Here is a 21,561-nt window from a genome sequence, read left to right as displayed (position 1 = left end):
TGATGTCGGCATCTCTTCGCGTGGTTACGGCCGGTCAACGGGCGAAGGTGGCGGTGGAAGCGACCGCCGGCCTGAGTGAGCGGGTCCAGCACCTTCAGGCCGAGGCCAGGCGCCTGGCCGGCGCCCATATCGACGCCCTGCAGGCCAGCCTGCTGCAGACCCAGCGGATCGCCGAGGAAATCGCCAACGGCGGCGAGGCCTATCCGCCGGGCGTCCGCGACATCGCCCGCCGGTTCGCCGAAGACAGCGCCGCCCGGGCGATGACCATCGAAAGCATCGTGTCGCGGCGCTGAGATCGGCGTCTTCTCCCCGTCGTCCCCGGCCCAGGCCGGGATGACGATGGAGAGGCGGCGGCGCTAGAGTTCGCGCCCACCGCCGCTGACGACGGGCTCGGGCTGGTGGACCGCGTGGCTGGGCGCCGCGTGCTGGTGCCTGAACATCCGGTCGACGATCTTGCTGGACCAGTTTTTGAGCTTGTCCATGAACACGAACACCACCGGGATGTAGAGCAGCGACAGGAAGGTCGAGGTGATCAGTCCGCCGATGACCGCGATGGCCATCGGGGCGCGGAACTCGGTGTCGGCGCCGAAGCCCAGGGCCACCGGCATCATGCCCGCCGCCATGGCGACCGTGGTCATGATGATCGGCCGGGCCCGCTTGTGGGCGGCGTCGAGCAGGGCTTCCCGGCGGGTCATGCCGCCCTTCATGGCCATGATCGCGTACTCGACCAGTAGGATCGAGTTCTTGGCCGCGATGCCCAGCAGCATCAGGATGCCGATCAGGGTCGACATCGAGAAGCTGCTCTTGACCAGGACCAGCAGGCCGAACGCGCCGCCGATCGCCAGGGGCAGGGCGGCCATGATGGTCACCGGGTGGGCGAAGCTGCGGAACAGCAGCACCAGCACGACGTACATCAGGAGGATGCCGGTCACGAGGGCGGCCGCGAAGCCGGAGACCATCTCCTGGATGAACTCGGCGTCGCCCGCCGCCACTTCCTTGACGCCGGCCGGCAGGTTCTTGACGGAGAACAGGGCGTGGACCCGCTTGCTGGCCTCGCCCACGACGATGCCGTCGAGTTCGGCGGTGATCTCGGCCACCCGGGCCCGGTCCTGGCGCGAGATCTGCGACGGGCCCGCGCCGTAGCGCACGTCCGCCACCGCGTTCAGCGGCACCGAGCCGCCGTGGCTGGACGGGACCTTGAGGGTCTCCAGCACCGACATGTTCTCGCGCGCGTCGTCGGTCAGGCGCAGGCGGATCGGCACCTGGCGGTCGCCCAGATTGTACTTGGGCAGGGACTGGTCGATGTCGCCGATCGTGGCGACCCGCACCGCCTGGGAGATTGCCCCGGCCGAGACCCCGGCCCGCGCAGCCTGGTCGGGCTTGGGCGAGACGATGATCTCCGGGCGGGCGATCGCCGCCGTGTTGACCACGTTGGCCAGGCCCGGGACGGTGCGCATCTGGGATTCGACGGCGCGGGCCGCGGCTTCCAGTTGCGGGCCGTTGTCGCCGACCAGGCGCAGGGTGTAGCTGGAGCCGTCGCTGGGGCCGCCGCCGTTGTTGCTGCCGGCCCCGATGCGCGCGCCTGGAATGGCCTTGAACTGGTCGACCATCAGGCGGCTGAAGTCGCGCTGGCTCATCCGTTCGCCCTTGGGCGTCAGGTCGGCGGTCAGCGCGGCCTTGTTGACCCCGTCGTTGCCGACCGAGGCGTAGACCCCGGTCACCTCGGGGCGGGCCAGCAGGGCGCGGGTCATGCGCTGGGCGATGGCGTCGGTCTCGTTCAGCGTCGCCCCGGGGGGCAACTCGACGCTGAACGGGGCGCGGCCGCGGTCGGCGGCCGGCTGGAACTCGAACGGCAGGCGGGTGGCCAGGAAGCCGGTGCCGACCAGCATCGGGATGGCCAGCAGGGCCACGATGATCTTGTGCGACAGCGCCCAGTTCAGGCTCTTCAGATAGGGACCCATCCACGGCGGGTCCTTGTCCGGCTTGTGGTGGGCCTTGAGCATGTAGGCGCCCATCAGCGGCGTCAGCATGCGGGCGACCACCAGCGAGAACAGCACCGAGACGCAGGCCGCCAGGGCGAAGGCCTTGAAGAACTGGCCGATGATCCCGGGCATGAAGCCGACGGGCGCGAACACCGCCACGATGGTGAAGGTGGTGGCCACGACCGCCAGGCCGATCTCGTCGGCCGCCTCCATGGCCGCGTGGTAGGGCGATTTGCCCCCCCGCATGTGGCGGACGATGTTCTCGATCTCGACGATGGCGTCGTCGACCAGGATCCCGACCGTCAGCGACAGGGCCAGCAGGGTGACGCCGTTCAGCGACTGGCCCAGCGGCGCCATGACCGCGAAGGTCGGGAACAGCGACAGCGGGATGGCCACGGCCGCCAGGAAGGTGGCGCGCCAGTCGCGCAGGAACAGCAGCACCACCAGCACGGCCAGCAGGGCGCCCAGGCCCAGGGCCTCCAGCGAGGCGTAGTAGCTCTCCTCGATATATTTCACGTTCGAGGTCAGCTCGACGATCTTCAGCTCGGGGTGGGCCTTGTCGAGCTTCTCAACCTCCTTGCGGACCTTCTCGGCGACCTTGACCTCGGACGCGCCGCGCGAGCGGACCATGTTGAAGGTGACGACTTCCTGGTTGTTGAACCGCGCCTGGTTGCGCGGCTCGGCCCAGTGGTCGGTGACCTCGCCCAGGTCGCCCAGGCGCACGGTCTCGCCGTTGTTCAGCTGGACGCGGGTCTCGCGCAGCTGGTCGACGGTGTTGGCCGCCCCCAGGGTGCGGATGGCCCGCTCCGAGCCGGAGACCGTCACGCGGCCGCCGGGCAGGTCGGCGTTGGCCGATTGCAGGGCCTGGCTGACCTCGGCGGCCGTCACGCCGCGCGCGGCCAGGCGGTCGGGGTCCAGCGCCACCTGGATCTCACGGGTGACGCCGCCCTGGCGGTTGACCTCGCCGATGCCCTTGATGGCCAGCAGGGCGCGGCTGACATCATGGTCGACGAACCAGCTGCGCTGCTCGGGCGTCAGCGTCGGGGCCTGGACCACGTAGGTGATCAGCGGATTGCCCGAGATGTCGATGCGCGTGACGTTTGGGATCTGCATGTCCTGCGGCAGGGAGCTCTGCAGGTTGGACATGGCGTTGCGGACGTCGTTGGTGACCCGCTCGTGATCGACGCCCAGCTCGAACTCGATGAAGGTCGACGAGAAGCCGTCGCCGACGGTCGAGCTGATGTGGCGCACCTGGCCCAGGCCGGCGATCGAGTCCTCGATCAGGCGGGTGACCTGGGTTTCCAGCTCGGTCGGCGCCGCGCCGGGGCGCGAGGCGTTGACCACCACCAGCGGCAGGTCGACGTCCGGATTGTCGTTGATCCGCATGCTGCTGAAGCCGGAGATCCCGGCGATGGTCAGCAGCACGAACAGCAGCAGGACCGGGATCGGGTTCTTGATCGCCCAGCGCGAGATGTTGTTGGCGTTGGGGCTAGGGTTTTCCATCGCGATCCCCTAGCGCTTGGTGGCGACGGCGGACGGCGCGCCGGCGATGCGCACCGCGTCGTTGTCGCCCAGGAAGCCCGCGCCCTCGACCACGACGCGCTCGCCGGCGTTCAGGCCTTCGGCGGAGGTCTGGTCGGTGTTGCGCGCCAGGATGTCGATGCGGCGGAAGCGGGCGTGATTGCCGGCGTCGACCACGAACACGCCGGGTTGGTTCTGGCGATAGAGGATGGCGGCGGTCGGGATGGTCGGGGCGGGACGATCGCCGGCCGCGATCTGGGCGCGGGCGAACATGCCCGAGCGGAAGCCGCCGCCGGGCGCCAGGCTGATCCGGGCCAGGCCGACCCGGGTCTGGGTGTTGACCTCGGAGGTGACGATGCGGATCGTGCCCGTCGTCTGGCCGACCTGGTCGGAGCTGATGGTGGCCGGCATGCCCGCCTTGACCGACAACAGGTCGGCTTCGGGGATCTCGGCGTCCAGCTCCAGGCGGCCGTCGCGGACGATGCGGAACAGTTCGACGCCGGCCGAGACGATCTGGCCCTTGGTGACGCTGCGACGGCTGATCAGGCCCGAGACCGGCGCCCGGATGACGGCCTGGCCCAGGCGGGCGATGGTTTCGTTGCGGGCGGCGTCGGCGGCGGCCAGCTGGGCGGCCGCGGTCTGCTGGCGGGCGATCGCGGTGTCGAGCGAAGCCTGGGACAGATAGCCCCTGGCCTGCAGCTCGCGCGAGCGGCCCAGCGCCGCCTGGGCCTCGGCCAAGGTGGCCTTGGCGCTGGCCACGGAGGCTTCCTGCTGGTGCAGCTGGGCGCGCAGCATGGTGTCGTTCAGGGCGACCAGGACCTGGCCCTGGCGCACGACCTGGCCTTCTTCGGCGTTGACCGACACGGCGGTCAGGCCGCCGGTCTCTGCGCCGACGGGCACTTCTTCCCAGGGCGTGACAGTGCCCGAGGCGTTGATGATCCGCGGCAGCGACTGGACGGTCACCACGGCCACGCTGACGGTCTGGCTGGCGGTCAGGGAGGGTTTGGGCGTCTTGGCCTTGGCCTTGTCGCCGTGGTCGCACGCGGACAGCCCCAGGGCGCCGATGCAGAGCACCACCGGTAACGCAGTCGAACGCAGGCCGCGTTTGTTGATCCGTTGATGCACGACCACCTCAGCTCCGATAATTCTCTTGAACAGCCACCGCCTTCTAACCGAGAAACGCCGTTCACCGGATTAAATGATCGTAAGGAGGCCAAACGGCGTCAGGCGAATTCGCCCGGGCCCGGTTTCGTGCGCCGGCCTGCGTTCCAGGCGCCGACCAGGAGGGCGCCCATCACCAGGTAGCTGATCAGGCTGCCGGCCACGTAGTAGGCGCGGGGGATGATCTGGCTGTCAATCGCGGCGGCCAGGTGGATCAGGGCGGCGACGCCCTGGAACGCCGCCGCCGCCATGGTCCACCAGCGATCGGCGGTGAGGGCCAGGTAGAGCAGGACCAGCAGCAGCAGGATGTCGACGACCAGCACGCCGCTCTGGGCGCCGAGGGTCTGGTGGTCGTCCTGGACGAGAGGGCTGGCGAACCAGGCCGCGGCCATCGCCGCCGCGGCGACCCGCTCGACCCCGCGCCCGCGCCAGACGGCGAGACCGCAGCAGGCCAGCAGCATGGCGAGGCTGAACAGCTGGTCGGGAGTCTGGACGTACATCGGCGAGGTTCCGAGGCGGGCTCGACGGCGAGTCGAGATCGCAGGATAACCCCAGCCGCGGCGCAAGCCGATCCATGAAGTCGCGGGCCCGATCACATGTGGGGGTGCAGGATCGGGCCCGCTGCGCGAGGCCTGAGCGGGGAGGGGTCAGGCGACTTCGCGCGTGGTCGGCACCGCCCGAAGGCTGCCGATCAGAGAGGCGGGGGGCTTCTTGCCGCCGCCGCCGAACGAGACGGCCGAGAGGCCGATGTCGTGCTGGGCCTTGCTGAGGCCCTGATGGGTTTCGAGGATGTTCTGCCGCGCCACGCCCAGGGCGCGCATCGTCTCGATCGCGCTGATCAGGGCGTCCTGGCCGACCATCGCCGAAAGGTTGGCGGCTTGCCGCGAGGCCGGCATCAGGGTGGTCAGGGCGGCGGTGCTGGCGATGGCGGCGTCGATGGCCTTCTCGGCGGCGAACAGAGCCTCGGCGACGGCCTCGGCGGCCTCGCGGCGTTCCTTGAGCATGACGGTTCTCCTTGCGCCGTGTCTTGGGGGCGGCGCGTCATCGGGGTGAGGCCTTGGGGCGCGCTCGGGCCGGGAGCGGTCTAGAGCAGGCCCCGAAGGGCGTGCAGGCCGGCGAGCAGGGAGCCGAACGCGAAGGTGGTCGCGAGCATCACGGCGGCGATGAAGGCCAGCCGTTGGCCGAGCGTCAGGTCATTGGGGCCTCCCCAGTTTCCGAGCGGCCGGAAGGCAGGAAGCTCTCGTCCATCAAGGCGCCCGCCACGCAGAGGATCTCGCGTAGCACCATTTCCGGCGGCTTGAAGCTGGCCTGCTTGCGCGTCGCGTTGACCAGATCCGGCGCCATCAGGGCGCTCTGGGTGGTCGCCGCCAGGCTGGCGAGCTGACGTTCCAGCTGGGTCCAGGTGAAAGCCGGCGCCAGGTCGTCCTGCGAGTTGAGGGTCGGCCAGGCCTTGTGAAAGTTCAGGGCGTCGTGGCGCAGGCGCATGGCCTGGTCGATCGCCTCCTTCTGGGAATCCGTGAGTGGCGGCACGTGCTGTTCCTTCCTCGATGTCGCGACCTTCGGCCTGCCGGCCGGGCGATCGCGAAACCTCGACGGGGTCAGGACACCCGGCGGAAGGCGGGGAGGCTAGCCGCGCCGTGTCGGACCCCGACGCGATCGGAGGGGGGGACGCGGCGGCGTGGCGGCGCGGCGAGACCAGGCGGGCGGCCTCGTAGCGGTCGGCGGCGCCTAGGCGCCGCCGCGCCTTGTCCAGATGCCAGTCGACGGTGTGCTTGGACAGGCCGAGGCGGCGTGCGATCTCCTTGGAGCTGAGATGCTCGTCCACCAGGCGCAGGCAATCGCGCTCACGCTCGGTCAACCGGTCCATGCCGCTCACAGTCTGGTCCAAGCCATCGGCCCCCACGGTCATGGGGTGATTGTATTCCGACGGCGTTCCACCGCAAGATGCAGTCAGCCCTTGGGCAGGTCCGCGGCGGCGAGGGTGGACGAGACTTTCCACAGGTCGATGGCGCCTTCGGTCGCGTGGCGGTCGATCTGGTCCAGTTCCTCGGCCGTGAAGCCCAGGGCGTTCAGCGCGGCCAGGGAGTCCTCCAGCTGGGCCACGGTGCGCGCGCCGATCAGGGCCGAGGTGACGCGCGGATCGCGCAGCACCCAGGCCAGGGCCATCTGGGCCAGGCTCTGGCCGCGCGCCTTGGCGATCTCGTTCAGCGCCTGGATGCGGGCCAGGTTGTCGGCGCCGAGCAGGTGGCCGCCCAGCGAGCCCTCGCGGGCCGCGCGGGAGTCCTGGGGCACGCCGCCGAGGTACTTGCTGGTCAGCATGCCCTGGGCCAGGGGCGAGAAGGCGATGCAGCCCACGCCCAGGTCCGCGAGCGTGTCGAGCAGTTCGTCCTCGATCCAGCGGTTCAGCATCGAATAGGACGGCTGGTGGATCAGCAGCGGCACGCCCTCCGACTTCAGGATCGCGGCCGCCTGGCGGGTCAGTTCCGGCGAATAGGACGATAGGCCGACGTACAGCGCCTTGCCCTGGCGGTGCAGGTGGGCCAGGGCGCCCATGGTCTCCTCCAGCGGCGTCGTCGGGTCGACGCGATGCGAGTAGAAGATGTCGACATAGTCCAGGCCCATGCGCTTGAGGCTCTGGTCGCAGCTGGCGATCAGGTACTTGCGCGAGCCGCCGATCCCGCCGTAGGGGCCCGGCCACATGTCCCAGCCGGCCTTGGTGGAGATCACCAGCTCGTCGCGGTGGGCGGCGAAGTCGGTCGCCATGACCTTGCCGAAGTTCTCCTCGGCCGAGCCGTAGGGCGGGCCGTAGTTGTTGGCCAGGTCGAAGTGGGTGACGCCCAGGTCGAAGGCGCGGCGCAGGATGGCGCGGCCCGTCTCGAACACGTCGGCGCCCCCGAAGTTCTGCCACAGGCCCAGCGAGATCGCCGGCAGGTCCAGCCCGCTGCGGCCGGTGCGGCGGTAGGGCATGGCGTCATAGCGGGTCGGGGCGGCGACATAGGGCTTCTGCACGGCGGAGGTCCTGTGTGGAGAGGGTGCGGGGCTGGGCTGACATGGCGTGGAATCCGGCCGTTGTCATCAGCTCAAACCGTTGTCGTCCCGGAAGCCTCGCAGAGGCTGTCCGGCGACCCAGAGGACTGGGCTTATGCCTTGGGGTTCATCGGGGTCCCGGACAAGCGCCGCGCGCTTTCCGGGATGACGACGGCGGGGCTGTCATTTCGGAACCAGCGCGTCGTGGATCGGCGCCACCCAGGCGTCCTTGCCGATGTCGTAGGCGATGAAGTCGCTGTCGAACTGCCAATAGGCCCAGGCCCAGCCGCGGGCCTCGGCCTCGCGGGCCGCGGCGGCGGTGTAGGCGACGCGCGAGGCCATGTCGCCCTTGTCATAGGCGCCGAACTCGCCCAGCAGCATCGGCCGGTCATGGGTCTTGGCCCAGGCCTGGACGCCGTCGAAGTCGGCCCTCATTCGCTGGCGCTCGGCGTCCGTGCCCCAGGTGACGCCGGTCTTGGGCGTGGCGGGGTTCCACGACGCGCCCTGGTGGGTGAACTCCATGGGCAGGTAGTAGTGGACGGTGGCGATCAGGTGGCGGTCGCCTTGCGGCAGCTTCAGCTGGTCCAGGTGGCTGATATTGTTCCAGAAGGCCGGGCCGACGACGACGTTGCGGGTGGGATTGGTCGCCCGCACGACCGGCAGGAGGTCGGCGATCCAGGCGTTCCACACCTCGTCGGTCAGGCCCTTGCAGGGCTCGTTCAGCAGTTCGAACACCACGCCGTCGGGCGCGTCCTTGTAGTGTTCGCCGATCTGTTTCCAGAAGGCGATCAGCCTGGGCTTGCAGGTCGCGGGATCCTCGCCGCAGGCATTGAAGTCGTGCTCGTCGAGGATGACGGTCAGCTTCTGGGCCAGGGCGGCGTCGACCACCTGGTCCAGGGTTTTCAGCCAGGCGGGGTCCAACCGGTTGTCGGCGTCCATGTGCGCGAAGGCGTGCAGGTTCAGCCGCACGGTATCGAAGCCGCCGTCCTTGATCGTCTTGAAGTGCCGCATCTGGAAGCGGCCCTTGGCCGGATCCTTCCACAACGGGTCATAGCCCAGGACGTTGATCCCGCGGGTCATGGTCCTGACCTGGTCCTGCGGCGAGATTTCGCGCGCCGCGGCGGGCAGGGCGACCAGGGCCGAGGCGAGGGCAAGGGCGGCCAAGGGGCAGGCCAGGGCCCTGAGGGCTTTGAGCATGACGTTTCCTCGAGCAGCCCCTGCGGGCTTTCTATCTGACAACGTTGTCAGTTTTAGCCTGAAGTCGCGCGGGCGCAAGACCGATCGGCGCGGTCGATCAAGCGTCGCGGCGCGCCGCTTCGGACTCGGTCTCGGGCGAGGCGGCGCGGATCAGGTCCAGCACGTCGACCAGGATCACCTGCATGGCCTTCTGGGCCGCCTCGGCGTTGCGGGCGAAGATGGCGTCGGCCACGTCCTCGTGCGAGGGGATCGAGGCGGTGCGGCCCTTGATGCGGTTGGTGAAGCGGATCGAGATCCGCAGGGCGGTGTTCACCAGCTCGTGCAGGTCGCGATAGAACGGGTTCTTGGTGGCGTTGAGGATCGCCACGTGGAAGGCGATGTCGGCGGTCAGCGGGTCGTCCTCGCCCTGGGCCGCGGTCTTCATGCGGTTCAGCGCCTTTCGGATGCCCTCAAGCCCCGCCTCGTCGGCGTTGCGGGCGGCCAGGCCGGCGGCGGCGGGCTCGATGCCCAGGCGCATCTCGGTGAACTCGGCCAGCAGGCGCAGGGAGAACTTGCGCTCCAGCATCCAGCGCAGGACGTCGGGATCCAGCAGGTTCCACTCGGTCTCCGGCTCGACCACCGTGCCGTGGCGGGGACGGGCGCTGAGCAGGCCCTTGGCGGTCAGCATCTTGACCGCCTCGCGCGTGACCGTCCGGCTGGCGCCGAACTGCTTGGACAGCTCGCCCTCGGTGGGGAAACCGATCTGGGCGTATTCCCCCGTGACGATGGCCTGTCCCAGGGACTCGACGAGTCCATAGGTCAGACTGAGGCCTGGCTGCGTACGGATCACCAAGTTGTCGCCCCCAAAACGCTTCTCGAAACGGTCGTCGTCGGAATAGGTCTGACCTTGTGTAGCGTGCTTCGTCCACGCCCGGAACAATCATGTCAAAGGTGAAAGCCCCGCCACGACAACCGTGACGAGGCTTTCGACTCAGGCTCGGGCGGTCATCGGTCGAAACACCGCCCGGGTCCTCACCACCAGATGGCGTAGAGGGCGATCAGGATCACGATCACGCCCAGGCCGGCGATGTTGAACCCGGCGGTGGTCTTGTAGCTGACGCCTTCCAGCGACACGACGTTGACCGCCTTCTTCTGGGGCGCGACCAGCGAGACGATGATCGCCGCGGCCAGGGTCAGCAGGAACACCAGGCCCACGCGGTTCATGAACGGGATCACGAACACGCCCATCTTGTCGGCCACGAAGAAGGCCCCCGACAGGGCCGCGCCGCCGATCGCGGCCACCAGGGCCGAGGCGGTGGTGGCGCGCTTCCAGAACAGGCCCAGCATGAAGATCACCACGATGCCCGGGGTGAAGAAGCCGGTGAAGTCCTGGATGAACTGGAACGCCTGCTCGGCGTTGCCCAGCAGCGGTTTGGCCATGACGATGCCGACGATCACCGCGACGACGGCGGTGATCCGGCCCACGGTGACCAGGTGGCGCTCGCTCGAGTCGGTCTTGACCTTGGCGTAGACGTCCAGGGTGAAGATGGTGGCGATCGAGTTGATCTTGGCGGCCAGCGACGCGACGATCGCGGCGACCAGGGCCGAGAACACCACGCCCAGCACGCCGGGCGGCAGCAGCTTCATCATCTCCGGATAGGCCTGGTCGGGCTTGGCCAGGCCCGGCGCCAGCACCAGGGCGGCGATGCCCGGCAGCACGACGATCACCGGCATCAGCAGCTTCAGATAGGCGGCCAGGGCGATGCCCTTCTGGGCCTCGGCGATGTCCTTGGCGCCCAGGGCCCGCTGGATGATGTACTGGTTGAAGCCCCAGTACGAGACGTTCATCACCCACAGGCCGCCGAACAGCACGGAAAGGCCCGGCAGGTCCTTGTAGTGCGGGTTGTCCCTGCTGAGGATCATGTCGAACTTCTCGGGGAACTGGGTGGTCAGCTGGTTGAAGCCGGCCAGCAGGTCGCCGTGGCCGATCTTGCTCAGCGACAGGAAGACGATGATCAGGCCGCCGGTGATCAGCAGGGCGACCTGGACGATGTCGGTCAAGGCCACGGCCTTCAGCCCGCCCCACAGCTGGTAGGCCAGGGCGAAGACGCCGATGATCACCAGGGCCAGCATCTGGTCGATGCCGGCCACGGTGTGGATGGCGATCGAGCCCAGCCACAGGATCGAGGTCAGGTTCACGAACACATAGAGCACCAGCCAGAACACGGCCATCACGTTGCGCACGCTGGGCCCGTACCGCTGCTCCAGGAACTGCGGCATGGTGCTGATGTTGTTCTTCAGGAAGATCGGCAGGAAGAACTTGCCGACGATCAGCAGGGTCAGGGCCGCCATCCACTCGTAGGAGGCGATGGCCAGGCCCAGGGCGTAGCCCGAACCGCTCATGCCGATGATCTGCTCGGCCGAGATGTTGGCGGCGATCAGCGAGGCGCCGATCGCCCACCAGGGCAGGGCCTTGCCGGCCAGGAAGTAGTCGGTGGAGTCCTTCTTGTGGCCGCCCTTGTCGCGGCTGACCCACTGGGCCAGGCCGAAGATGGCGACGGCGTAGATCGCCAGGATGACGAAATCGATGGTTCTCACTGGGGTCCCCCCTTTAGGGCCATGTTCTCGTTGCAGCGGGTAAGACGGATCAGCCCGGGACCGCCGCGGTCCAGGCCGCGACCAGGGCCTTCGCCCGCTGGCCGACGTCCTGGGCCGTATAGCCCGGGCGGTACAGTTCGCCGCCGACGCCGATGCCGGAGACGCCGGCCTCGATCCACGGCTTCAGGTTGGCCGCGCCCACGCCGCCGACGGCGTAGACCGACACGTCCTTGGGCAGCACGTCGCGCACCGCCTTGATGTGGCCGGGACCGAAGGTGCCGGCCGGGAACAGCTTTAGCGAGCGGGCGCCGGCCTTGACGGCGGCGAAGGCCTCGCTGGGCGTGGCGAAGCCCGGCATCACGGTCAGGCCCTGGCCCACGGCGTGGCTGATGACGGCGGTGTCGATGTTGGGCGTGACGATCAGCTTGCCGCCGGCGCCGGCCACCTGGTCGACCACCTCGGGCGACAGCACGGTGCCGGCCCCGCACAGGGCCTGGTCGCCGAACGCGGCGCACAGCTTGCCGATGCTGGTCAGCGGATCGGGCGAGTTCATCGGCACTTCGATGGCCTCGATCCCGGCCTCGACCAGGGCCGCGGCGATGTCGAGGATCTCCTCGGGCTTGACGCCCCGGAGGATGGCGACGATCGGCGGGGTCTTCGGGGCGGTCTGGAGGCTAGGCAAGGACATGAACTCCACGGTTCTGGGCTGACGACAACGCTGCTAGGCCGGCCAGGACGGCGGAATCGCCATCGACGGCCACGCTGGAGCCGCCATGGGCGGCGATGGCCTGGGCGTAGAGGGCGCCGAGGGCCGGCGCGCCGATCAGCGACACCTGGCCCAGGTCGCCGAACCAGCTTGCGGTGCTCGCGGTGTCGCTTCCGATCAGCAGGCCGGACAGGAAGCCCATGGCCTCGTCCTTGGGCAGGCCGTCCAGAAGCTGCCGGCTGCGGGTCTCGAAGATCAGGTGCGGCAGGCGGGCGGGGCCCTGTTCGACGATCCGGGCGACGCCGCGAGCGAAGCCTTCCGACGATTCGGGACCGTCGCCGGGCGCGGCCTTGGCCAGGATCGAATGCTCGCGCAGCAGGGCGTAGAGCTCGCCGACCGGGGCGGTGAGGAAGCTGGCGATCGCCCCGTCCTCGACCACCACCCACTTGGTGTGGGTGCCGGGCAAGGCCAGCAGGTGGCGGCCCTTGGCCAGGTCGGGGTTCAGGGCCAGGGCGCCCAGGATCTGGGTCTCCTCGCCGCGCATCACGTCCGGACCGCCCAGGGCGTTGCGGCACGACAGGCCCGGGACGATGGCCACCGGCAGACCGTCGGCGTCGAGGTGCAGCAACCGCTCGCCGATGTCGGCGGCGTTGGCCGGGCAGGGGGCGTAGGCCGCCTCGGCCCAGCCGTTGCGCGAGCCGACCATGCCGCACAGCAGGGCCAGGGACGGCCCGGCCTCGCGCCAGTCGCCGACCAGGTCCAGGAAGGTGTCGCGCGGCGAGGCCTTGAGCGCGCCGATGCCCGGGCCGTCGCGGCGGTCCAGCACGCTCTTGCCCTGGCGCAGATAGAGCCGCAGGCGCGAGGTGCCCCAGTCGCCGAAGATCGTGACGGAGTTGTCCATGGGATTCATCTAGTGCGACTCTCGGGTGACGACCGAGCCGCTGGCGCCGACCAGGAAGTCCAGGTCCGCGCCCTTGTCGGCGCCCAGCACGTGGTCGATGTAGAGCTTGGCGTAGCCGCGCGTCGCCTTGGGGGCCGGCGGATCGGCGCGCCAGGCGGCCAGGCGGCTGGCCAGTTCCTCGTCGGAGATCAGCAGGTTCAGAGACCGGGAAGGGCCGTCCAGCGCGATCTCGTCGCCGTTGCGCACGACGGCCAGCGGGCCGCCGGCGTCGGATTCCGGCGAGACGTGCAGGATCACGGTGCCGAAAGCCGTGCCGCTCATGCGGGCGTCGCTGATGCGGACCATGTCCTTGACGCCCTTTTCCAGCAGCTTGGTCGGCAGCGGCATGTTGCCCACTTCCGGCATGCCCGGATAGCCCTTGGGGCCGCAGCCCTTGAGCACCAGGATCGAGGTCTCGTCGACCTCCAGGGCCGGGTCGTCGATGCGGGCGCGGAAGTCCTCGATGGTCTCGAACACCACGGCCTTGCCCCGGTGGCTGCACAGTTCGGGGCTGGCGGCGCTGGGCTTCATCACCGCGCCGCCGGGGGCCAGGTTGCCGCGCAGCACCCAGATGCCGCTGTCGGGCTTCACCGGCGCCTCGATGCTGCGGATGACCTCGGCGTTGAACACCTCGGCCGTCTCGTACTGCTCGCCGATTTGTCGGCCCGAGACGGTCAGGGCCTCGGGGTTCAGGAACGGGGCCATCTGCTTCATCACCGCCGGCAGGCCGCCGGCATAGTGCAGGTCTTCCATCAGGAAGCGGCCCGACGGCTGCAGGTCGACCAGCAGCGGCACGTCGCGTGACAGGTTGTCGAAGTCTTCCAGGCTCAGCTCGACGCCCAGGCGGCCGGCCAGGGCCAGCAGGTGGACCACGGCGTTGGTCGAGCCGCCGATCGCGGCGTGCACGCGCAGGGCGTTCTCGAACGCGGCCCGCGTGGCCACCTGCGACATGGTCAGGCCGTCATGCACCATGCGCACGATGGTGCGGCCGGTGTGGTGGGCCATCGCGGCGCGGCGGGCGTCCACGGCGGGAATGGAGGCGTTGTAGGGCAGGCTCATGCCCATGGCCTCGACGATCGCGGCCATGGTCGAGGCGGTGCCCATGGTCATGCAGGTGCCGGGCGAGCGGCTCATGCCGCTCTCGGCCGACATGAATTCCGGCAAGGTCATCTCGCCGGCCCGGACGGCCTCGGAGAACTTCCACACGTCGGTGCCCGAGCCGATGTCCTTGCCGCGGAACTTGCCGTTCAGCATCGGGCCGGTCGAGACGACGACGGTGGGCAGGTCGACGCTGGCCGCGCCCATCATCTGGCCCGGGGTGGTCTTGTCGCAGCCGCCCAGCAGCACGACGCCGTCGATCGGATTGCCGCGGATCGACTCCTCGACGTCCATGGCCAGCAGGTTGCGGAACAGCATGGCCGTCGGCCGCATCTGGGTCTCGCCCAGCGACATGGCCGGGAACTCCAGGGGCAGGCCGCCGGCCTCCCACACGCCGCGCTTCACGTGCTCGGCGATGTCGCGCAGACCCGCGTTGCAGGGGGTGATTTCCGACCAGGTGTTGCAGATGCCGATCACCGGCCGCCCGTCGAACACGTCGTCCGGCAGGCCCTGGCTCTTCATCCAGCTGCGATGAATGAACCCGTCGCGATCCAGCTTTCCATAGCTGTGACCGCTGCGGAACCGGCCGCCCCCGTTTCCCTGACTCATGACCCGCCCTAACGCCGCGGCCGAGCCGCTTCAAAACCCATTTAGCGCATTTATAGTATTATAGAGGCGGTCGCAAACTGCGGTCGCCTCGGTAACGCGTCACGCAAGACGACCTAGGGCTGATTTCCTTGAGTTTACGCGGGTTTGCTGCATGGCCTGTGGCGCAAAAGTCGCCCTCCGCGCTGAAATGATAGCGCTATCAATTTCGGCTTGTAAGTCGGAATTATATGACTAAAGGTCCCGCTTAGATCGTGTGACCGCCGTGGGCGGCGCACGTCACCGACGCCTTTGAGAGCGTCGGGACGGATCTCACCTCGGGGAAGGAAACCGCAATGTCGCCTCGTCAATCTCGTCGCAACGCCATGTTCTTGGGCGCGTCAGCGCTCGTCATCTGCGCCGCTCTGCCGGCCGTCGCCGCCGCTCAGGCGGCCCCGGCCCAGTCCGTCGATACGGTCGAAGAAATCGTCGTCACCGGCCAGCGGGCCGCCATCCAGTCGGCGCAGAAGCTGAAGCAGAACGCCGAGCAGATGGTCGATTCGATCACCTCGACCGACATCGGGGCCCTGCCGGACCGCAGCGTCACCGAAGCGCTGCAGCGCATCTCGGGCGTCACCATCGGCCGTACCTCGGATCCCCGCGACGCCGACCGCATTTCGGTCGAAGGCAGCGGCGTGCAGGTCCGCGGCCTCAGCTGGGTTCGTGGCGAACTGAACGGCCGCGACAGCTTCTCGGCCAAGGCCGGCCGCACCCTGAGCTTCGAAGACGTACCGCCCGAGCTGATGGCCGGCGTCGACGTCTACAAGAATCCGTCGGCCGACCTCATCGAAGGCGGCGTTGGCGGTACGGTCAACCTGCGTACGCGCATGCCCTTCGATTCCAAGAAGAGCATCCTGGCCTATTCGCTCGATTCCAGCTGGGGCGACCTGGCCCGGAAATGGGAGCCGAGCGGCTCGATCCTCTACAGCAACCGCTGGGACACCAATATCGGCGAGCTGGGCTTCCTGATCGACCTGTCCGATTCTAAGCTGAGCAGCCGCACCGACACCATGTCGGTCGACCCCTACAACGTGCGCACCGACCTAGTTCCGGGCAAGACGGTGTACGTCCCCGGCGGCTACGGCTATCGCAGCCTGGACTTCGAGCGCGAGCGCAAGGGCATCGACGCCGCCCTGCAATGGCGCCCCAACGAGCAGTGGGAAGCCACCCTGCACTTCATGCGCTCGTCGGCTTCGCAGGCCTCGACCGAACGCGCCAACGGCTTCAACCCCGGATCGGGGAACGGCCCGGCCGCCGGGACCAGCTTCACCTACAGCGATACCGGCCACTTCCTCAAAGGCACGATGGCCAACGCGCCGGGCGGCGACACTCTTGGCTCGTCACTGATCGACACCCGCTTCGCCGACCGCAGCTCGGTGACCTCGGACTACTCGCTGAACGTGAAGTACAATCCGAACGACAAGTGGGCGTTCAGCGCCGACGTCCAGTACATCTACGCCAAGACCAAGACGGTCGATAACACCGTGTTCAACTCGCTGGAAGGCGCCAACGCGCAGAACGGCGGGACCCGGCCCGCCACCCTGGATTTGACCGGGGACCTGCCCCAGATCACGGCCAACAACGACGCCGCCTTCCTGGCCAATCCGGCCAACTACTACCTGCAAGCGGCGATGGATCACCACGACCGCAACGACGCCGCCGAGTGGGCCGAGCGCTTCGACGGCGAATACAGCTTCGACGAGGGCAGCTGGCTGAAGTCTTTCCGCTTCGGCGTCCGCCATACCTTCCGCCAGGCCACCACCCGCGAAACCGCCTACCGTTGGGACACGGTGGCGCCGAGCTGGGGTCTGCCGGACAACAAGGTGCCGCCGATCTCCACGCTTGACGGCTATCAGGGCTATTACGGCCTCTATACCTTCGACAACTACTTCCGCGGCAAGACCAAGCTGCCAGCGCCGTTCGTGATGCCGACCGCGGCCTTCGTGAACAACTACGGCGACACCTCGCAGGTGTTGCAACGGATCGCGCAGGCGAACGGCGGCGGCTGGCGCGCCTTCAACGGGGTCTTCGATCAGCAGACCCCGGCCGGCGGCAGGGGCAGCATCAACCACCAGAAGGAAGAGACCCTGGCGGCCTACGGCCTTCTGCGGTTCGGCCACGACGTTTCGCTGTGGGGCGACCAGCGCGAGATCGACGGCAACATCGGCCTGCGCGTCGTCAAGACCGAGAGCCAGGGCCAGGGCACCCAGGTCTTCCCGGTCAACAACGGCAGCAGCAGCATCGACATCCCGGCCGCCGACCAGGCGTTCGGAAACGGGGCCTCCAGCCCCATCAAGGGGGGCCGCGACTATGTGAGCCTCCTGCCCAGCCTGAACGTGCGCCTGAAGCTCGCCCCGGACATGTTCATCCGCTTCGCGACGGCCAAGTCCATCGTCCGTCCGGACTTCCAGCAGCTGCAGCCGAACTACTCGATCAGCGCCGAGAATGGCTTCATCTCCGGCGGTGTCTGCACAGACAGCATCCCCGGCGGTTCCCGAGCCAACTGCGTCTATCAGTATACGGCCAACGCCGGTAATCCGGACCTGAAGCCGATCCGCTCGACCCAGTACGACCTGTCTTACGAGTGGTACTTCAACGCGACCGGCAGCCTGACGGCGACGGTGTTCTACAAGGACATCTACAACTTCATCGCCAACAGCCCGACCAACCTCAGCTTCACCAACAACGGCGTGACCCGCACCGTCCAGGTGATCCAGCCGTACAACGCCGGCCACGGGAAGGTTAAGGGCTTCGAAGTCGCCTATCAGCAGTATTACGACTTCCTGCCCGGCGCGCTGCGCGGTTTCGGCGTACAGGCCAACTTCACCTATATCGACAGCAAGGGCACGCGGAACGGGGCGGTCAACCCGTACGACAACACCCAGATCACCAACAGCGCGGCCGAGGACCTCCCGCTCGAGGGCATGTCGAAGACCAGCTACAACGTCGCGGCGCTCTATGACCTGGGCAAGGTCTCGGCGCGCCTGGCCTATAACTGGCGTGAGCGCTATCTGCTGACCACCACGGCCGCGAACATCAACATCCCGGCCTGGTACGACGACTACGGCCAGCTGGACGGCTCGGTGTTCTACACCGTCAACGACGCGCTGAAGATCGGCTTCCAGGCGGCGAACCTGGCCAACGCCAAGACCAAGATCCTGGTCAGCTATCCTGGCCGGCCCGAAGAGGGTCTGACGGGCCACAACTGGGTCGTGGCGGACCGCCGCTACTCGATCGTGCTCCGCGGCACCTTCTAGCGGCTTCGCTCGCGAGCCTCTGAACAGGCCCTCGTTCCGTCCCGGCCCCACCGGGACGGGGCGGGGGCTTTTTTATTCGTCGCGCCGGCCGGAGAAGCCGCTAGCCTGGGCGCGTGACCAACGACGGAAAATCCGCGTTATGACCGAGCAGTCTCCATTCAAGTTCGTCATCGTCGGCGGGGGCACCGCGGGCTGGATGACCGCCGCCGCGTTGGCCCACGCGTTCAAGGGCCAGGTGGCGGAGATCGAGCTCGTTGAATCCGAGGAGATCGGCACGGTCGGCGTCGGCGAGGCCACCATCCCGCCGATCCAGTTCCTCAACAGTTTGCTGGGCATCGACGAGATCGACTTCGTCAAGAAGACCCAGGCGACCTTCAAGCTGGGCATCGAGTTCCGCGACTGGAAGACGCTGGGCCACAGCTACCTGCATCCGTTCGGCCCGATCGGCACGCCGATCGACGGGGTAGGCTTTCACCATTATTGGCGACGGCTGCGCGAGCACGGCCGCGCCGCCGACATTTTCGATTATTCGATGTCGGCCGTCGCGGCCCGGAAGGGCAAGTTCGTCATCGCGCCGCGCGAGCTTCCGCCGGGCGTGCCGCCGCTGGCCTATGCGTACCATTTCGACGCCGGCCTCTATGCCCGCTTCCTGCGCGAGTATGCCGAGGCGCGAGGCGTCAAGCGAACCGAGGGCAGGATCGTCGACGTCAAGCAACGCGCCGCCGACGGCTTCGTCGAGGCGGTCGAACTCGAGGGCGGCCGACGCGTCGAGGGTGATTTCTTCGTGGACTGTTCGGGGTTCCGAGGGCTGCTGATCGAGCAGACCCTGAAGACCGGCTACGAGGACTGGACCCACTGGCTGCCCTGCGACCGCGCGCTGGCCGTGCCTTGCGACAGCGTCACGCCGCTGACGCCCTATACGCGCTCGACGGCGCGCAAGGCGGGCTGGCAGTGGCGCATTCCGCTGCAGCACCGGACCGGCAACGGCTACGTCTATTCCAGCCCGTTCATCAGCGACGACGAGGCGGCCGCTACCTTGATGGCCAATCTGGACGGGGCGCCGCGGGCCGAGCCGCGGCTGCTGCGCTTCACGACCGGCCGGCGCAAGCAGGCCTGGAACAAGAACGTCGTCGCCCTGGGCCTGGCCAGCGGCTTCATGGAACCGCTGGAATCGACCAGCATCCACCTGATCCAGACGGGGGTGATGCGCCTGCTCTCCCTGCTGCCGACCCGAACTTACGACCCGGCGGCGGTCGCGGAATACAATCGCCTGTCGAAGGTCGAGTACGAGCAGATCCGCGACTTCATCATCCTGCACTACTGCGCCACGGAGCGGGATGATTCCGAGTTGTGGCGCTACTGCGCGAACATGGCGCTGCCCGAGGCGCTGAGTCACAAGATCCAGCTCTTCCGCGAGCGCGGAAAGGTCGCCCGCTACGACGATCAGCTGTTCGCCGAACCCAGCTGGATCGCCGTGTTCCTGGGGCAGGGCGTCGAACCCCGCGACCACGATCGCCTGGCCGACGTGGCGCCGATCGCCTCTGTTGAACGCACGCTGTTCAATATCCGGGACAAGATGGTCCATATCGCCGACCGACTGATGACGCACGACGAATTCATCGCCCGCCACTGCAAGGCCGATCCAGTCTGACGCGAGGCGATCCTCTTCGTCTTGCCAGCCAATTATCCTACTTATACTAGTGATAGCGGTAACAATCCGTCGCGACGAGGCAAGCCTCCGGAATGACGGCCCAACGGGAGGCGAGCTTGCGGTTTCAGGATAGAACTCGGCCGGGACGGGGCGGCTCCCTGGCGCTCATCGCGGCGTTGCTGGCCGCCACAGCCTTGACCGGCATGGCCGCTTCCGCGCCCGCCCACGCCGCCGACCTGCCCAGGCTGGTCGAGAAGGACGGCCGCCACGCCCTGATGGTCGACGGCGCGCCGTTCCTGATGCTGGGCGTCCAGGCCAACAACGCCGCCAACTATCCCTCGCAGCTGCCCAAGGTGTGGCCGGCGATGCAGGCGATGCACGCCAACACCCTGGAGATCCCGATCGCCTGGGAGCAGATCGAGCCGGTCGAGGGGCAGTTCGACTTCTCCTTTGTCGACGTGCTGCTGAAACAGGCCCGCGAGAAGGACGTGAAGCTGGTCCTGCTGTGGTTCGGCACCTGGAAGAACAACAGCCCGCAATACGCGCCCGAATGGGTCAAGCTGGACAACAAGCGCTTCCCGCGGGTGATCAACGCCAAGGGCGAGGTCAAGAACTCGCTGTCGCCTCACTTTCGCGCCACGCTGGAGGCCGACAAGAAGGCCTTCGTCGCCCTGATGCGCCACCTGAAGACGGCCGATCCGGATCACACCGTGATCATGATCCAGCCCGAGAACGAGACCGGCACCTACAGCGCCGTCCGCGACTATTCCCCCACCGCGCAGAAGCTGTTCGAAGGACCCGTGCCGGCCCAGCTGGTCAAGGCCATGGGCAAGAAGCCGGGAACCTGGGCGGCGGTGTTCGGCAAGGACGCCGACGAGTTCTTCCATGCCTGGTCGATCGGCCGGTTCGTCGACGAGGTCGCCGCGGCCGGCAAGCGCGAGCTGCCGCTGCCGATGTACGTCAACGCCGCCCTGCGCGACCCCTTCAAGTATCAGGACCCGTTCACCTATTCGTCGGGCGGGCCGACCTGGAACGTGCTGGAGGTCTGGAAGGCCGCCGCGCCGTCGATCGACGCGCTGGCGCCCGACATCTACATGCGCGAGAGCGCCAGCGTCCGGAAGACGCTGGAGCAGTACGGCCGTCCCGACAACGCCCTGTTCGTGCCCGAGATCGGCAGCGACAAGGCCTTCGCCCGCTATGTCTATGACGTGCTGGGCCGCCACGGGATCGGCTTCTCGCCGTTCGGCCTCGACTACACCGGCTATTCCAACTACCCGCTCGGCGCCAAGCAGGTGGACGCCGAGACGCTGGAGAACTTCGGCGTGCACTATCGCCTGCTGGCCCCGATGGCCCGCGAGTGGGCCAGGCTGTCGTTCACCAGCGACGTCTGGGGCGTGGGCGAGGCCGACGACCGCAAGGCCGAGACCCTGAAGCTGGGCGACCGCTGGACCGCCACGATCTCGTACGGCGAATGGCAATTCGGCTCGATGGACGCGCCTTGGATGGGCAAGGCCGAGAAGCAGCCGAACCGCGAGATCCCGGACGGCGGCGCCCTGATCGCTCGGTTGTCGGCCAACGAATTCCTGGTCACCGGCTATCGCGCCCGCGTCACCTTCGGCTCGGCCAAGGACGAGCGGTTCATGCTGGCCCGCGTCGAGGAGGGGCATTTCGAGAACGGCCAGTGGGTGTTCGACCGCGTGTGGAACGGCGACCAGAGCGACTACGGCCTGAACCTGACGACCCTGCCACAGGTGCTGAAGGTCAAGCTGGCCACCTACTGACGTCCGCAATTCAAGCGC

General features: G+C 68.1%; 16 protein-coding genes and 1 pseudogene. 4 read left to right on the top strand and 13 right to left on the bottom strand.

The window, feature by feature from the left end; translation table 11 throughout:
• Positions 1-53: 53 nt before the first annotated feature.
• Complete coding sequence (locus AC07NX_RS18915) at positions 54-293, top strand: hypothetical protein (RefSeq protein ID WP_145687478.1); 240 nt, start codon at positions 54-56, stop codon at positions 291-293.
• Positions 294-356: 63 nt separating this feature from the next.
• On the opposite strand, the gene AC07NX_RS18910 is transcribed toward AC07NX_RS18915, so the two are convergent.
• The 13 genes and pseudogenes from AC07NX_RS18910 to AC07NX_RS18850 form a co-directional block, all read right to left on the bottom strand.
• A complete protein-coding gene (locus AC07NX_RS18910) occupies positions 357-3,485 on the bottom strand; it encodes an efflux RND transporter permease subunit (protein ID WP_494643878.1) in 3,129 nt (1,042 codons plus the stop codon).
• 9 nt (positions 3,486-3,494) lie between these two features.
• Complete coding sequence (locus AC07NX_RS18905; protein WP_494643876.1) at positions 3,495-4,634, bottom strand: efflux RND transporter periplasmic adaptor subunit; 1,140 nt, start codon at positions 4,632-4,634, stop codon at positions 3,495-3,497.
• A gap of 92 nt (positions 4,635-4,726) precedes the next feature.
• Positions 4,727-5,164, bottom strand: a complete 438-nt coding sequence (locus AC07NX_RS18900) for a hypothetical protein (RefSeq protein WP_494643875.1) — start codon at positions 5,162-5,164, stop codon at positions 4,727-4,729.
• Positions 5,165-5,311: 147 nt separating this feature from the next.
• Positions 5,312-5,668 carry a hypothetical protein gene (locus tag AC07NX_RS18895; RefSeq protein ID WP_494643873.1) on the bottom strand — a complete coding sequence of 119 codons (357 nt, stop codon included), beginning with the start codon at positions 5,666-5,668 and terminating at the stop codon, positions 5,312-5,314.
• 184 nt (positions 5,669-5,852) lie between these two features.
• Positions 5,853-6,194 carry a hypothetical protein gene (locus AC07NX_RS18890; RefSeq protein ID WP_494643872.1) on the bottom strand — a complete coding sequence of 114 codons (342 nt, stop codon included), beginning with the start codon at positions 6,192-6,194 and terminating at the stop codon, positions 5,853-5,855.
• A gap of 178 nt (positions 6,195-6,372) precedes the next feature.
• A pseudogene (locus AC07NX_RS18885) lies at positions 6,373-6,531 on the bottom strand (helix-turn-helix domain-containing protein); the annotation flags it as partial.
• Between the two features lie 83 nt (positions 6,532-6,614).
• Positions 6,615-7,631: an L-glyceraldehyde 3-phosphate reductase gene (mgrA, locus tag AC07NX_RS18880; RefSeq protein ID WP_494643910.1), complete on the bottom strand. Its 1,017-nt coding sequence runs from the start codon at positions 7,629-7,631 to the stop codon at positions 6,615-6,617.
• A gap of 243 nt (positions 7,632-7,874) precedes the next feature.
• On the bottom strand, positions 7,875-8,888 hold the full coding sequence (locus AC07NX_RS18875; RefSeq protein ID WP_494643871.1) for a glycoside hydrolase family 5 protein: 1,014 nt from the start codon (positions 8,886-8,888) through the stop codon (positions 7,875-7,877).
• Positions 8,889-8,985: 97 nt separating this feature from the next.
• Positions 8,986-9,714, bottom strand: a complete 729-nt coding sequence (locus AC07NX_RS18870) for a FadR/GntR family transcriptional regulator (RefSeq protein ID WP_494643908.1) — start codon at positions 9,712-9,714, stop codon at positions 8,986-8,988.
• A 185-nt stretch (positions 9,715-9,899) separates the two neighbouring features.
• Positions 9,900-11,465, bottom strand: coding sequence for a sodium/sugar symporter (locus AC07NX_RS18865; protein WP_494643869.1), 1,566 nt, complete (start codon positions 11,463-11,465; stop codon positions 9,900-9,902).
• A 49-nt stretch (positions 11,466-11,514) separates the two neighbouring features.
• Positions 11,515-12,153, bottom strand: coding sequence for a 2-dehydro-3-deoxy-6-phosphogalactonate aldolase (locus AC07NX_RS18860; RefSeq protein ID WP_494643867.1), 639 nt, complete (start codon positions 12,151-12,153; stop codon positions 11,515-11,517).
• Positions 12,140-13,072 (bottom strand): 2-dehydro-3-deoxygalactonokinase, encoded by a 933-nt coding sequence (locus AC07NX_RS18855; protein WP_494643866.1) that lies wholly within the window; start codon positions 13,070-13,072, stop codon positions 12,140-12,142. The genes AC07NX_RS18860 and AC07NX_RS18855 overlap by 14 nt, the downstream gene beginning before the upstream one ends.
• 9 nt (positions 13,073-13,081) lie before the next feature.
• Positions 13,082-14,818, bottom strand: coding sequence for an IlvD/Edd family dehydratase (locus tag AC07NX_RS18850; RefSeq protein ID WP_494643864.1), 1,737 nt, complete (start codon positions 14,816-14,818; stop codon positions 13,082-13,084).
• Positions 14,819-15,150: 332 nt separating this feature from the next.
• Here AC07NX_RS18850 and AC07NX_RS18845 point away from each other — a divergent pair, with 332 nt between their 5' ends.
• The 3 genes from AC07NX_RS18845 to AC07NX_RS18835 all read left to right on the top strand — a co-directional run bounded on the left by AC07NX_RS18845 (position 15,151) and on the right by AC07NX_RS18835 (position 21,543).
• A complete protein-coding gene (locus AC07NX_RS18845) occupies positions 15,151-18,111 on the top strand; it encodes a TonB-dependent receptor (protein ID WP_494643863.1) in 2,961 nt (986 codons plus the stop codon).
• Positions 18,112-18,250: 139 nt separating this feature from the next.
• Complete coding sequence (locus AC07NX_RS18840) at positions 18,251-19,762, top strand: tryptophan halogenase family protein (RefSeq protein WP_494643862.1); 1,512 nt, start codon at positions 18,251-18,253, stop codon at positions 19,760-19,762.
• Between the two features lie 116 nt (positions 19,763-19,878).
• The gene (locus AC07NX_RS18835) at positions 19,879-21,543 is read left to right on the top strand and encodes a DUF5597 domain-containing protein (protein ID WP_494643861.1); all 1,665 of its coding nucleotides are present in this window, start codon (positions 19,879-19,881) and stop codon (positions 21,541-21,543) included.
• Positions 21,544-21,561 lie beyond the last annotated feature (18 nt).

The sequence above is a fragment of the Caulobacter sp. GW821-FHT09A05 genome, assembly GCF_059418465.1.
The sequence above is the reverse complement of the archived record's forward strand: the minus strand, read 5'-3'. Positions and strand labels throughout refer to the sequence as shown.